The sequence below is a fragment of the Spirochaetota bacterium genome (genome assembly GCA_040756435.1).
Taxonomy (GTDB): Bacteria; Spirochaetota; UBA4802; order UBA4802; family UB4802; genus UBA4802.
Map to the genome: position 1 here is coordinate 1 of JBFLZD010000014.1, position 14781 is coordinate 14781.

Here is a 14781-nt window from a genome sequence, read left to right on the forward strand (position 1 = left end):
TATGATGTAAAGATAATTAATGGGCAGATAGCAGTAAATCCCGGTGCGTTTTATAACAGCTTGCAGGCATCGCGTAATGGCTATATTGCCAGTGAATATGAGGAGCGGTCAATAAAGGCAAATACTATCATTACTACACTGAGGCTGTACTATCAGGTACTGTTAACGAAAGAGTTAATTAGCATGCATGAAGAATCGCTGAAGGCACTGGAGGAAAATCTCAGAGTAGTGACAGTGGGTTATCAGAAAGGCACGTTTTCCAAGCTGGATTTTCTGCGTGCAAAGGTTGCCTATAATAATGAAAAGACGCAGCTTATTAATGCTAAAAATGATTATTTGACGGTGTGTGCAACGTTCAACATACAGTTAAACAGAGAGATAAATGAACCTGTAGAGCTTGATGAATCAGCACTCATGGTAAGTAATGATGATTTGCAGTATCTTTCACTGGAAGAAGAAAAGGAGATAGCTCTTATTAAGGAACTTGTTGCACTATCACTCAAAAACAGACCCGAGTTATTGCAATTAACCCATTCTAAAAAAGCTTTAGAATATGCATCGGATGCAGCTGCATCGGTATACCTGTGGCCAAGCTTGTTTGTAAGTGGGAACTATGGATCAACCAAATCTATTTCTAAGGAAACCAATGGGTTCCAACCTACAGGGAACCCAGCAATAGATCCCATCTTAGAAGCAATGAGTCAGGGCATGTCAGAAAGCTTTGCACCTAAAGGCTGGAATGATCACTGGATGATTACTTTTGGGGCTACTTATCAGTGGGGAGCATGGTCGCCCATTGATTCATCACATGCAAAGGCAAAGCAGTTAGAAAGCCAGGCAAATCAGCTTGATCTGCAACTGGAGGATTTTGTAAAAAGTGTGCGCCTTGATATACAGCGTGGTTTTTTGAAGCTCAAATCGGCTTCAAATTCTATATATTCACAGCAAGGCAATGTTGAAACTGCTGAAGAATCACTGAAGACTGCCACCACACAATTTAGAAATGGCATTATTGATAATTCAAAATTTTTAGAAGCAAATGTTGCGCTCATTCAGGCAAAAACCTTATACATACAGTCTTTGTATGATTACAAGGTTTCGCAAGCAGAATTGAATAAATCTATTGGTGTGGATTATTTCAAGATTTACTAATTTTTTGGGAGAGTTACTATGAAAAGGGGAACAAAAACAATACTTACCGTAATCGTTGTGATTATAGCAATTATTGCTACCTACAGGCTGGTAGTTTTTATTGGAAATAAAATAAAGCCCAAGCAGGTCACTGAAGAAGAGCGTGTCATTCCGGTAAAAGCGTCTAAGGCAATACGTATGGATATAACAAAAACGCTAAACTTAAGTGGCGATATTGTAGGCAAAGAGGTAGTGAACGTATTTTCGCAGGTGCCAGGCAAGGTAATGGAAATCCTTGTGAAAGAAGGCCAGTTTGTAAAAAAAGGGCAGATACTCTTCAGGATTGATCGGGACATAGTTGGTATGGAATACATGCCAGCTGTTGTTGAATCACCACTATCAGGATATGTAGGCACTGTTATGGTGGACAGAGGAATGTCCATAAGCCCGCAAACTCCCCTTGCGCAGGTTGTTACCATGAATCAGGTTGAAGCGGTTGCCCAGCTCATTGAGGAACAGATTAACATGGTACAGATTGGCATGAAGGCAAAGGTGCGTGTAGATGCCTATCCTAACACCTATTTTTACGGAACGGTGTATCGTAAAAATGCGGTGTTGGATGCAGCAAGTAGAACCCAGGAAGTGCGCATACTCATAGACAATCCACAGCTTAAGCTGCGCCATGGCATGTTTGCTGACATTCAGATACAGATGGGCGCTGCAAAGAATGCAGTGGTAATCCCGGTTGATAGTATTTTGAGCGATAGTTCCGGCAATTATTATGTATATACGGTAGTTGATAACAAGGCATTTAAACAAATGGTAAAGCCCGGATTTTCCTTAAAAAATGTTACAGAAGTTTTATCCGGCATCAAAGAAGGTGATGTGGTGGTAACATTAGGCAAGGAAAATGTGGGGCATGGCGATAAGCTGTTAGTGTATATGGAAGAGATAAAACAGTAATAGTGCAGGGAGATAGTTACTATGAAATTAACTGATATATCCGTTCAACGGCCAATAACCATCACAATGCTCTACATTGGTATAATTGTGGTGGCGATAGTAAGCTATGTAAAAATTCCATTGGATTTATTCCCTGACATTGAGTTCCCGGTTGCTGTTGTCTTTACAGAATATCCCAATGTTGGGCCAAAAGAGATAGAAAGTACTGTAACTCGACCACTGGAAGAGGCATTGTCATCGGTTAATAATATTGATACCATAACGTCAACATCAAAAGAAGGCTTATCGATGATTATTGTCAAGTTTACCTGGGGAACTGATATGGGCCTTGCAGTAAGCGATATGCGGGAACGTATTGACATCCGAAAACGATTTTTACCTGATGAAGTGAAGAATCCTGTTGTATTAAAGTTTGATGTATCAATGATGCCTGTTGTTATGCTTTCGGTTACCGGTCCAAAGGACTTAGCGTATGTAAAAAAATATGCTGAGGATAATTTAAAAAATTTATTTGAGCAGACCGATGGTGTGGCTGCTGCATACGTCAGTGGTGGGCAAAGCTACGAAGTAAAGGTTGAGCTTATTAAAAACAGGATAGATGCATATAAATTAACTATCGACCAGATTATACAGCTTTTGGCGGCAGAAAACTTAAATATTGCTGGCGGTGACGTAAAAACACCATACATGAAATATACCTTGCGAACTCAGGGCGAATTCAAGTCTCTTGATGATATTCGTAATGTAGTTGTTACCGTAAAAAACGGAACTCCTATTTATGTAAAAGATATAGCGCGTGTTTACCTTGCACCTGCTGATGTGAAAGAGATTGTGCGTCTTAATGGCGAAAACGGTGTTATTTTACGTGTGCAAAAGCAGTCGGATAAAAATACTGTTATTGTTGCTCGTAATATTTTAAAAAAGGCTGAAGAAGTACGTAAAACCTTGCCTAAGGGGATGGATATACAACCATTCTTCAATGCAGCTGAATTTATAGAGCTATCAATATCCAATATGATAAAAAATGCTGTTGAAGGGGCTTTGATAGCAATTTTAGTTGTCCTTGTTATATTACGTAATATGCGGGCTGCACTCATCATGGGGTTATCAATCCCTATTTCCATAATAACGTCGTTTGTTCTTATGTATTTCTTTGACCTATCGCTTAACATGATGTCAATGGGTGGGCTTGCCATTGGCGTTGGCATGCTCATTGATAACTCCATTGTAGTACTGGAAAATATTTTTAGGTACCGTGAAAAAGGAGCTCGTCCCAATGAAGCGTCAAAGTTAGGTGCCGATGAGATGGGGATGGCTATTACGGCGTCTACATTAACAAACCTTGTTGTTTTTGTACCATTTTTATTCAGCCAGGGGCTTGCTGTACAGCTGTTTAAAGATATGGCGCTTACTATTACGTTTTCAATGCTCAGTTCATTGGTTGTTGCTCTTTCACTTGTACCAATGCTTGCCGCAAAGTTTATTCCCCGCATTGAACATACCTATACAGGGAAACTATCATTTTTGCAGCCGCTATTTGATAAAAGTGAACAATATTTTATGCGATTGGAACGTTTTTATGGAAAAGTCATCAACTGGGCGCTTGACCACAGAAGGCGCGTTATCCAATATGTGGCAATTTCATTTGTGATTGGGCTAATTATGATCCCTATTGCCGGTATGGAATTTATGCCTGAATATGATGATGCACAGCTTACTATTGTTGCCAAGCTCCCTGTGGGTACCAATTTGGAAACAACTGAATCCGTTATGAAGATGATTGAAAAACGAGCACTGGATGTCCTTAAAAAGGAAGAATATGTAGTGGTTTCTGTACGTGCCGGTTATGGAGAGGGATTTACCGCAGCGTTTGGCGAAACCACCGATTATACTGGCAAGATTGAGATGCGATTAACACAGCCAAGCAAACGCAAACGTTCAAAAGATGAGATACGGCAGGCGTTGCGTGAGGCTTTCAAAGGGATACCTGGCGTTACATTTAACTTTTCACTGCAGGGTGATGCGGGTGGTAGAATCTTAGGAATGGGTGGAGCTACTATTTCAATTGAAGTATATGGGTATGATTTTGAGAAATCTTCACAGTATGTTGAAGATATCCGCAATGCCATTAAGAATATTCCAGGATTAAAAGATATTGATGTTTCCCGGGAAGAAGGATTGCCCGAAAAAGTCATAGTTGTAAACCGTGAAAAGGCTTCCAAGATGGGAGTCAATGCCTACCAGATTGCAAATCTTATAAAAAATAATGTTGCTGGATACCCAGCAACCCGATACCGCTTTGAGGGCGATGAGTATGATATTAATGTTCGTTTACGAGAAGCTGACAGAGAAACTATTGAGCACATAAAATCAATTGAGATAAATACTCCAATTGGAAAGCGAGTGCCAGTAGGAAACTTAATTGATATTGTGACTAAATCCGGACCATCAACCATTGAGCGAAAAAAACAGGAACGTGTTGTGTATTTAAACTGTAAAGCTGAAGGCAGGGCTTTGAGTGCTGTGGTAAATGATATTAATAATGCTATCAACAAACTGCCCAAACCGGCCAATTTTGATGTGGTGATTGCAGGTGCTTATAAGGATATGCAAGACACATTCAAGGATTTACTCCTTGTGCTTGTAGTTGCTATGGTGCTTACCTATGTTATTATGGCAGCGCAGTTTGAATCGCTACTGAGGCCATTTATTGTTATGTTCAGTGTGCCAACTGTTATTTTTGGGGTGTCACTATTTTTATTCCTTACCGGTACAACGTTTAATGTAGTAACATTCTTGGGTGTCATTATGCTGGTTGGTATTGTGGTAAATAATGCGATAGTTCTTGTGGATTATACTGATATCTTGAGGAAACGTGGCTACGGCATACGCGAGGCACTGGTTGAAGCCGGCACTAAACGACTGCGACCCATTATGATGACTACCCTTACTACGATACTTTCACTTATACCAATGGCTTCAGGATTGGGCGAAGGATCGGAATTGTCCGCGCCTTTGGCACGTGCTGTTATGGGTGGCATGAGCACAGCATTTATCTTTACGCTGGTGTTTATCCCGGTTATGTATATGATTTTTGAAACCATACGCGAACGCTATGAAGCACGACGAAAATATTAATATGGTTTAATAAATTTATTTTCAGAGGAGAAAAATAGTATGGTACTGCTATTTATAGTATACAACAATGCGGTAGATGATGAGGTGGTTGAAATTGCAAAACAATATGCTACTGGCTATACCAAATTTGTGGGTGTGCAGGGTGAGGGGAACAAAGAGCCACAGCTTGGAACACATGTATGGCCGGGGTTAAACAACTGCATGATGATTGCTATTGAGGACAATAAGGTAAAAGATAAGATTGCAGATGAACTCAATAAAATAAAGATAAAATTTAAAGGTGTTGGTATAAGCATGTTTGTGCTGCAGTTAAAAGAGATGCTTTAGGGAACTATAAGAATGCTAAGAATAGTGAAACAAAGATTTAAAGTTGAAAATGTTTTTGTGAAATTTATTATACTGTGTGCGTATAATTTTCTGGTGTTAACTATATGTGTCATATTTATTGGATGTTATCTTGGGCTGGAATATTCCCCATATTCAACAGATGTAGATTATGAAAATCTAAATAAGAAGAATATTGACCGTATTAAAGTTATTGAATCACAATCCGATAACTACAGAATTGCACTTATAGGTGATACTCATCGTTTCTATACTGAAACTGAAAAGGTTGTTAATATTTTAAACAGTCGTAATGATTTGGATTTTGTATTTATTTTAGGTGATATTACAGATGTTGGTTTACTGAAAGAATATAATTTATCCTATGATATATTTTCAAAATTACATTACCCTTTTATTGTTGTTATTGGCAACCATGAATTTCTTGGGTATGGTGAAAATATATATAAAAAAATGTTTGGACCATTGAATTTCAATTTCACTTTTCGTGGAACTGAATTTATCTGTTTTAATGATAATAATTGGGAAAGTGGTGAACCCGACTGGGGATGGTTGGAGCAGGCAGCTCTTTCCAGTAATGAAATGCATCGTATATTGTTAGCACATATTGACTGTTCTGTTGTATCTGAAAGATTTAACCAGGAGCAGGTAAATCTTTTCAATAATATTGTAAAAAGTTATTTTACACTTGCATTTCATGCTCATGATCATGTGATTAGTATGAAGTTAATTGAAGGTATACTGCGTTATCATGTTGGTAGCCCACAAAATAATAATTATGTCATATTAGAATATGATGCTAATGCTGATAATTTTAATGTTGAGCTATGTACATTTTAAGAAATAATTGGGAAACATCACTTGCTATTTTTATTATTACAATCTCATTTTTTAGTTTATCCTATAGTAGTTTTGCATTTGGGCAAGACAAAGATAATTTATGGCATTATCCTAATTGTTATACAGTACAAACAGCTGGATATATTGGATTTATAGCTTTGGGTGTTGGTTTCCTTTCTTTCAACAGAACCTGGGAGAGCTCCCTATTTTATGGGTATAGTCCTGCTGATGTTACTGGTAAGGTGATACATACTGTTTCCTGGAAAAATACATTATACCCTTTTTCTTTTGATTTTTCGAATGATATTGTAATATTGCCAATTTATTTAGGTATGACAATGCTTTTTGTTATGGATAAAAACGTGTATTGGGAAAACTCCACAAACTGTCAGCCCAGGTATTATAATCCAACAGGAAGACATATTGCATTAAATATTGGGATGCAGCTAAACGGTCGAAGTAAAATGATAGGGTTGAGTCATGGTTTTTATGTTGAAATAACTATGCTAGATACATATTTGAAAGGATACTTATGGGATGATAATAAATATTTAAGATCAAAATTTGATCAAATTGCAAGCCTGGCAATTGGTTATAAAATAATAACAAATTATTAATAATAGTTAATAAATCAAAAGTGATGGTTGCTTTTAAAGAGTTATTTTAAATAGGGATTAAAAGTATCATATCAATAATGAAAAGAGCTTTATGTGAAATTTATTATTTTGCATTTTTACCATATCCATTGATTTTAAGATAAATAGTATCGGCGACAATGGTAACCAAAAATTACCCTTCTCAATTTCCAATACCTTTAAATGTTTTGAAATTGTGAATTATGCTTTGTGAAGCTATCATTACTGTATTGTTGGGTTGATATTTTTTAAAAATGGAATGATTATCATATAATTTTGTGAGATAGTAAAAATATTTTTTATTAGGGATTTCCCCAATTAAAAACAATATTATCAATAATGTTTATGTAATAAATAATGATTAAATTTAAGGAGTTAATAATAGTATGTTTTAAAAATAATTTTTGCATAATCTATCCCCAATTTTTTATATACATATTTCTGGTCGGCTTCATCCTGGAAGCTGACCAGTTCTATACTTTCACTGTACTGTTGTTTGAGCCAATCAATGCAGTGCCGTGCAAATCCCTTCTGTATTGCGATAGGGAAGGGATAAGCAAATTCAGTATGTGAAATAGAAGTATAATTTTGGGGTGTTACAAGCAGTATAGGATTAATGCACTCATAGTGCTCCTGTGCTTGTAAAAATGTTTCCAGCGTTTCAAATAGCTGAAATATGCGTATGGGTAATCTGTCGTATGTATCCTGGAAGTGCATCATGTGGTAATAAAATGAGTCTTTTGTGGCTGCTAAAAGGGTACGGGCAATAGCGCTGTCATCCAGTATATCGTTGTATATACAAACAACGGAATACAGCATGGTATGGTATTGACAATGGGAAAGGATGGATTGCAAGGCAAGGTCTATTTGCGATGAACTATCGCACAATAAATAAAAAATGAAATGATTTGTTTGTATGGCATTGTAAATATGGCCTGGCAAGGTTTTGTGTTTTTTACAATTGATGAGCACACTGTTGGTAAGATTACCGTTTTTATTCATAACAAATGAAGGTATGAATGGCGGATTGAATACAAATCCCGTTACATCTTCAAAATACTGTGTTATTGCATAGAGATCAGTTTGTGAAAAATTGAATCCTTCAATAAAGTAGTACGGTGGATGCTGCATAAAGGTGGCACCTTGTTGCAGTGCTTCATCATACAGGGCTGTTCCTGGTAAAACCATAAGTGGGTACAGTTCAATTTCGTTGCCAAGCCCATAATCTAAAAGTTTGTCAATAGTGTTCATAAATGATTCAGGGGTGTCGGTGGGAAGGCCGGGTATAATACCAACCTGAAGCTTAAATCCAGCGTCTTTAAGACGCACAATGCCTTCAAGCTCCTTTTGTGCATTGGTTTTTCGGCCAATATGATTGAGGCAGGCCTGATTCATTGTTTGCAGGCCAACCTCTAAGCTATGAAAACCTGCCTTTTGTAACAGTGCTATTGTTTCTTTTGTGATGCGGTCGGCTCTGATTTCAGTATGGAGTGGTATTGTGTTATGTGACTCTATGAGGGTGTTACAGTAACTTACAAAATGGTTTGATTGATTAAACGTTGGTGCAAGCAGGTATATTTCCTGGATGGTGTCTTTTTTTGCCTTGCGGATAATAGCTTGCAAGGTATCGGCAGGGAATGCTCTAACCCTGCTTGTATTTTTTGAATACAGGCAGTAATTGCAGGTAAACGGGCACCCGCGAATTACTTCCACGCTGAGGCTTCCATCATACATAGGTTGCAGGTATCCCAGTGTATACGGTTCAACCATCTTTTTTAAAGGCACAAAACAGTTAGCAGGCTGAATAAATACAGCATTGCCATTGATGGTATGAAGATAGTGGGTGTGGGTGTTGTGCACATAGTGGTCAAAGAAAAACTCCCCTTCGCCAATGATGAACATATCTACTTCAGGGTGATGCTGCTTGAGGATATAGGATTGCAGCTGTATTTCAGGACCGCCAAACAGTATGATAACCTGTGGGGTCAGAGCCTTTATTTTTTGCGCTATGGCACAAGAGCGTTCTACATTCCACAGATAGCAGGTAAAAGCTACATGGGTTGGATTATGGTGCAGTATGGTATCAACAATCAGGGGGTCAGAGCCAAAGTTTTGTATTGTTTGCGGCAATTGTATGGCCTTAATGTTTGGGCGATAGTTACTGAGACAAAATGCCTGCAATGTAGCAGGTGCAGTGGGGATATTGCCAGCAATGTAGTTATAGCCGTGATCGAGCAGCGGAAGTTGTACAAATACGATGTTCATGATGGCATAATAAAAATAATACAGAAAATATAGCAATGCTTTTCTATTGATTCATACATAATAGGTTCACTTGCCAGGCTTGGCCTTGATGACATTACAAAAGAGATAAGAGACTTAAGCGATATTGCAGGAAAATGGAGTGAAGATGATTTTAATGAATTTATGTGCTATTAGCTATCTCTGTGTGAGAAAATATTTTTATAAAATTAATGTGGGAAAATCATATAACAGCAGTTTTCAACTCATCTCGCAATTTTATATAAAAAGGACGTTCGGGGGTTTTTAACTCAATCTTAAAAATTAGTATTTCAAGAATTTGGAATACAGTAAGAGTATTCACTGATATTGTATACGAAGCGCCTGTTTTTTGCGCAGATGCTATCATGTCTTTGCATTCATCCAGACTACCAAAAAGGTTTACAAGCTTTTCAAATTCTTCGGAGGATAATGTTATTGTTTTTGTCGGTTTGTTTTTTTGATTGCTATCTTTCAAAAATTGCATGTACAGAGGGCTATTTTTCCAGTTTTTGATTATGCCTTCAGAACCACATACCGGGCATTTCCAGTTTATCTGGTTGGGGACATGAGTGATTAACACTGTAACAGTACCGGTGCAAGAGGGATTAGCTGTGAAAAGTTCACATTGTATATCAGTTACTATCGCTTCCCCTTTTATGAGATTTGCTGTTTTAAGTATAGCGGTTTGACAACGTTCAAAAAGCATTTTTTCAGCGTGTGGCAGATCATATTTAACATTGCCATAATGCAAAAAGTCATTTATATCAATAATTATCCCCATATAAATATATGGGGATAATTGGGACATTTTTGTCACTAAATTTTTTACAAAAAATTATGTAAATCTTTTACAACCATTTGCGTTTTTTGGCTTCAAATTTTAATTCATCCCTGAAATCAGGATGGGCGATAGATATCAGTGCTTTTGCCCTTTCGTAAATACTTTTGTACTTCAAATAGGCAACACCATATTCGGTAACAACGTATTCCACGTCATTACGTGAGGTGGTGACTACTGTATTTTCAGGAAAACTAGGCATAATTTTGCTTTTTAGTTTACCATCCTTATCAGTGAATGTTGAGTTTATTGCCAGAATATTTTTTCCGTTTTTGGCAAATTTTGCTCCCAATATAAACTGTACCTGACCTCCAGTACCACTGTATTGCTTTGCACCAATGGATTCAGAGGCTACCTGCCCGGTTAGGTCAAGCATCAGCGCGTTGTTAATTGCTACAATATTATCATTTTTTGCAATATTGAGCGGATTGTTGATAAACCCAATAAGTTTAAATTCAAAATCCTGATTGTTTTCTACGTAATCATAGAAATCTCTTGTTCCAACGCAAAATCCGGCAACAACCTTTCTACCCTGCATAAACGTACGCCTGGAACCATCAACAGCTCCACATTCTATAAGTTCTTTCATTGCTGGAGTTGCAACTTCTGAATATATGGAAAGATTCTTTTTATTCCTAAGATTATAGCCTATAGCATTTGGAAGCCCACCAAAACCCAATTGAACTGTTGCACCATCAGGGATCATTTCAGAAATATAATCAGCCATTTTTTGTTCAGCATCAGTTATTTCAATATTTGGTATTTCAAAGATTGGTTCGTGGTGTTCAATGATATAATCAACTTCCGAAACATGGATTTTAAATTCAGGAGCTACGAGCCGTGGCATATATTTATTGACTTCAACGATAACATAATCAGCTTCCCGTATAGTATCTAAATCAAGAAATGATGCAAAGTTTGACCTGCACATAAAACCGTCTTCATCGGGAGGTGTTACCCGTGCAACAGCAATGTTTAACCGAGAAGCTCTGCAGTAGTTAGCTGTTTCTCCCAGGTGGATTGGTACATACTGACATACTCCCCAGTCCATACATATACGCTCCATGGGACCAACGAAAACTGTTTCAAGGTAAAAACTTTCATGATTTTCCGGTTTCATGTAATCAAATAGCGCCATAGCATAGCCCATGCTGATACCAACATTTTTTATCTGACCTGCTCGTTTGCTTAAGGCACGGGAAAACTCATACGGAATACTTGTACCACCACTCATGGCTATCCGGTCGCCTGATTTAATTAACGCCGCTGCCTGTTCTGCTGAGCAGAGTTTGTCTTCATATTCTTCTTGCCAGTTTGCATAATGCTTTTTGGATCGTAATTTCTGTACCACATTTCCTGTTACTGTATACATAAGTCCTCCTTTGAAATAGAATATATTGATTCCACCCCAGCACCTTGCCTTATTTTGTAAGGAAAGTTAAAGATATTAATGCTGAGGATGGAAATATATACAATAGTTTGCCTGGCCACCCTTCGGCATGTGGTTGGTGAGCCTGCCGAACCGCTCAGGGACCACTCTTCAATAAATTCAGTGATCCAATAATATATTAGTTTATATATATTTATTTAAATAGAAAAGTCTGATAATGTAGATATTGGTGTAATGAAAAGTGGAATTTTATTAGCTTGAAAGTATGCATGGTAATGTGGTTATCTTTACCACAAAATATAATAGGGAATGAAAAAGAGTTTACATGTTTTATATCACATATAGTTGTAAATTTATTTCTGCATCCATTGCATGGCATACCTATTGAGTTCGGCATTGTTCTGCAGATTCAGCTTTTCCTTAATCCGTTCACGATAGGTAGAAATAGTATTGGTGCTTACTGACAAAACCCTGGCAATATTTTTGTTTGTCATCCCCTTTGCTATGAGGTTAAATACTTCAAATTCCCTTTCACTTAATTTTTCAATAGGTGAAGAACCAATATTTTGACCTCCTGCTACAGAACGCTCTAGAAAGTAATCAATCATGGTATCGCATATATAGATTTTACCCTGTAACACCCTTCGGATTGCATCAATTACCTTGCTGGTGGCTTCGCGTTTGGTGATATACCCGCGTGCTCCAGCTTTAAAGACACGTTCAGCAAAGATAAGTTCCTCATGCATGGAAAGGATAAGCACTGGAATTGATGGATAGGATTTTTTTATTTCCTTGGTAAGCTCAATACCACAACTGTCTTTGAGTGTTATATCAACAATTATACAATCAGGTTGATTGTTTTTTAAATATTTCAGGCAATCTTCAGCATTTTCACATCCGCCCACAACAAACATATCGTCTTCCTTGTTTATAAGCTGAGTAATCCCATCACGAAAAATTGGATGGTCTTCAACTATGAATATTTTATACCGCTTATTGCTTTGCATTGGTCCCTTCATATAAAATCCTCCCATCATTAGTTATTCTTTCCAGAGGGATTTTTACAGTGATGATAGTTCCTGAAGGCTTATTATTCTGAATCTGAATTGTACCATCAATTATTTCAGCACGATATTTCATGATTTTAAGGCCCATTCCTCCTGTGTTATCATCCTCAGATATCCTTTGCTTTTTTATTCCTTTTCCATTGTCTTCAATGGAGAGCACAAGGTAATTTTCCTGTTTATGTAACTTTATGATGATTAAGCTACCTTCAGAATATTTTGCTGCATTAAAGCTTGCTTCCTGTGCAATGTAGTAAAGATTTGAAGCAACATTGGGGTCCTGCATAACAACCGACTTATCAAAATAAAATTTTCCTTCTATTCCATACAGGTTTTTAATTAGTTTAAGCAGATTTATGATAGGGGATTGTATACCTGTTGATTCTAAGTCAATAGGGCATAACCCTTTGGCAAGCCGGTGTGTCTTGGTAATAGCTTTATGTATGAGTGTGGCAATTTTATCAGCTTGCTCTGCTTCAGGAAGCTGTAGGCTTTTAAGACGCATGGAAAGTACCTTGGTTAAGGCTTCTATACCAATGAGGTGCGGGTTAAGGTCATCGTGCAGATCCCTGCTTACCTGCTGCCTGATCCTTTCTGAAATGGCAATAATCTCTTTTTCTAATTTTTTGCGTTCAGTAATGTTCCGTGCAACAACAAGCATTCCAGGACTATCGCCATTAAGTTTTATGGGACTTGATATGGATTCAAGCTGAATCAGCTCACCCTGGCTATTGAAAACTTCAACACGGTTTTTAAAGCTTGTATTATTTTTTATTGCTTCTTCTATTGCCTGCCATGGAGGGCGGGTTTCGCTTGTGCGGTGAAGCAGGTCGTTAATATTAATTTTTCTTGCATTTAAATCACCCCTTTCAATGCCAAATGTTTGATGCCCTGATTCATTCATATAATGGATAAAGCCACTTTCGTCATAGATAATGATAATATCTCTGGCATTTTCAGCTACAAGGCGATAGCGTTCTTCGCTTGCCATGAGAGCATCCTGGGCATTTTTTATCTGGGTTATATCATTGAAGAAAAGAAGTACTGCAGGTTTTTGGCACCACATGGTAAGCACCGAATTTACATGAAACCAGCGCTCCATGCTGTGAGTATCAATAATTTTAATAGGGAAAAGTGTATATTTTTCTTTTCCTTCAATTCTGTATTTATATTCATTGCGGACGATTTCTTTAAAATCTGGATGAACAAGTTTATAGAATTTTTTATTTAAAAGCTGCTCCTCGGTATACCCTGTTATTTCACATAATTTGGGGTTAACATAGCGTACAAGCTCATCCTGTATAATGGCAATTGCTTCCTTGCTGTTTTCAACAAGGAGGCGATAGTTATGCTGAGTAGCCATCAGTATTTCTTCAGCTTCCTGCAGTTCAGTCAGGTCAATGATGGAAGCTACGCTTTTCTTTGTTCCCGGTATCATGGTGATTGTCATAAAAACATTGTGATACCTGCCAGTTTTATCAATAAGCCTGAACTCATAATTATTGGGGAGTAAGTCGCCAGTGCGGCGCAATTCGTGATTTTTTTCTAAAATCCAGCGGTCTTCAGGCGCTACAAAATGTGGCCATTTTATTTTGCCTTCTATCTCATTACGGGTATATCCTGATATCTTTTCGCATTCACCATTAACCAGTGATATTGTTTTATCTTCTTCTATGAAGAGCATTGCCGTGCCAGTTGATTCAAAGATTGTTTTATACTGCAACTCGGTTTTTTTCAGGCTTTCTTCAGCTTTTTTTCGGTTTTTAATATCCTTGAAGAAGAAAATAACACCATCTCTGCCTTCAAAGTTAAGGTACGTTGAGGATATTTCAATGTCGATGCTTTCCCCGTCACAGGCTATAATTTTATCTTCACTTGAGATGTAGCTTTTGGGGTTTTTAAGAACAAGTGATATTACTTTTCGCAATTCGTTGTGGCTTTGTGGTTGCAAAAAGCTGTATACACTTCTGCCTATGACATCATCAGGCTTAGTGGCTTTTAACAGAGAAAGTGCAGTAGTGTTGGCAAATACTATGGTTTCATCAACATACACAAAGATTGCTTCAGGGAACAGATTAACGATATCTTTAAAGCTATTATGTGCTATAGGTTGTTTTAAACAGTCAGTATTCATGATAGTGTATGTATACATCA

The 14781-nt window shown here is 37.5% G+C and carries 11 protein-coding genes; 6 read left to right on the forward strand and 5 right to left on the reverse strand.

What is annotated here, in order from left to right; all coding sequences use genetic code 11:
- The 6 genes from AB1444_05700 to AB1444_05725 all read left to right on the forward strand — a co-directional run.
- Positions 1–1152, forward strand: a 1152-nt coding sequence (locus AB1444_05700; GenBank protein ID MEW6526148.1) for a TolC family protein, incomplete at its 5' end; no start/stop codon positions are given.
- Positions 1153–1170: 18 nt separating this feature from the next.
- Positions 1171–2094, forward strand: a complete 924-nt coding sequence (locus tag AB1444_05705) for an efflux RND transporter periplasmic adaptor subunit (GenBank protein MEW6526149.1) — start codon at positions 1171–1173, stop codon at positions 2092–2094.
- Positions 2095–2115: 21 nt separating this feature from the next.
- The gene (locus tag AB1444_05710; GenBank protein ID MEW6526150.1) at positions 2116–5232 is read left to right on the forward strand and encodes an efflux RND transporter permease subunit; all 3117 of its coding nucleotides are present in this window, start codon (positions 2116–2118) and stop codon (positions 5230–5232) included.
- A 39-nt stretch (positions 5233–5271) separates the two neighbouring features.
- Positions 5272–5559: a PG0541 family transporter-associated protein gene (locus AB1444_05715; GenBank protein MEW6526151.1), complete on the forward strand. Its 288-nt coding sequence runs from the start codon at positions 5272–5274 to the stop codon at positions 5557–5559.
- A gap of 24 nt (positions 5560–5583) precedes the next feature.
- The gene (locus AB1444_05720; GenBank protein MEW6526152.1) at positions 5584–6417 is read left to right on the forward strand and encodes a metallophosphoesterase; all 834 of its coding nucleotides are present in this window, start codon (positions 5584–5586) and stop codon (positions 6415–6417) included.
- Positions 6405–7034, forward strand: coding sequence for a hypothetical protein (locus tag AB1444_05725; protein ID MEW6526153.1), 630 nt, complete (start codon positions 6405–6407; stop codon positions 7032–7034). Before AB1444_05720 ends, AB1444_05725 begins: the two co-directional genes overlap by 13 nt.
- A 393-nt stretch (positions 7035–7427) precedes the next feature.
- Here the strand turns inward: AB1444_05725 and AB1444_05730 are convergent, their stop codons facing one another.
- The 5 genes from AB1444_05730 to AB1444_05750 form a co-directional block, all read right to left on the reverse strand.
- Positions 7428–9317, reverse strand: coding sequence for a B12-binding domain-containing radical SAM protein (locus tag AB1444_05730; GenBank protein MEW6526154.1), 1890 nt, complete (start codon positions 9315–9317; stop codon positions 7428–7430).
- Between the two features lie 220 nt (positions 9318–9537).
- Entirely contained in the window at positions 9538–10143 is a 606-nt protein-coding gene (locus tag AB1444_05735; protein MEW6526155.1) for a hypothetical protein, read from the reverse strand.
- A 40-nt stretch (positions 10144–10183) separates the two neighbouring features.
- A complete protein-coding gene (locus AB1444_05740) occupies positions 10184–11545 on the reverse strand; it encodes an acetyl-CoA hydrolase/transferase C-terminal domain-containing protein (GenBank protein ID MEW6526156.1) in 1362 nt (453 codons plus the stop codon).
- 371 nt (positions 11546–11916) lie between these two features.
- The gene (locus AB1444_05745; GenBank protein ID MEW6526157.1) at positions 11917–12582 is read right to left on the reverse strand and encodes a response regulator transcription factor; all 666 of its coding nucleotides are present in this window, start codon (positions 12580–12582) and stop codon (positions 11917–11919) included.
- Entirely contained in the window at positions 12557–14761 is a 2205-nt protein-coding gene (locus tag AB1444_05750) for a PAS domain S-box protein (protein MEW6526158.1), read from the reverse strand. The genes AB1444_05745 and AB1444_05750 overlap by 26 nt, the downstream gene beginning before the upstream one ends.
- Between the last annotated feature and the right edge of the window lie 20 nt (positions 14762–14781).

What these genes read in the sequence shown, in the direction of transcription:
- AB1444_05725 (MEW6526153.1), top strand. Translation starts at nt 6,405, where the DNA reads ATGTACATTTTAAGAAATAATTGGGAAACATCACTTGCTATTTTTATT.
- AB1444_05750 (MEW6526158.1), bottom strand. Translation starts at nt 14,761, where the DNA reads ATGAATACTGACTGTTTAAAACAACCTATAGCACATAATAGCTTTAAA.
- AB1444_05710 (MEW6526150.1), top strand. Translation starts at nt 2,116, where the DNA reads ATGAAATTAACTGATATATCCGTTCAACGGCCAATAACCATCACAATG.
- AB1444_05740 (MEW6526156.1), bottom strand. Translation starts at nt 11,545, where the DNA reads ATGTATACAGTAACAGGAAATGTGGTACAGAAATTACGATCCAAAAAG.
- AB1444_05735 (MEW6526155.1), bottom strand. Translation starts at nt 10,143, where the DNA reads ATGTCCCAATTATCCCCATATATTTATATGGGGATAATTATTGATATA.
- AB1444_05715 (MEW6526151.1), top strand. Translation starts at nt 5,272, where the DNA reads ATGGTACTGCTATTTATAGTATACAACAATGCGGTAGATGATGAGGTG.
- AB1444_05705 (MEW6526149.1), top strand. Translation starts at nt 1,171, where the DNA reads ATGAAAAGGGGAACAAAAACAATACTTACCGTAATCGTTGTGATTATA.
- AB1444_05745 (MEW6526157.1), bottom strand. Translation starts at nt 12,582, where the DNA reads ATGAAGGGACCAATGCAAAGCAATAAGCGGTATAAAATATTCATAGTT.
- AB1444_05730 (MEW6526154.1), bottom strand. Translation starts at nt 9,317, where the DNA reads ATGAACATCGTATTTGTACAACTTCCGCTGCTCGATCACGGCTATAAC.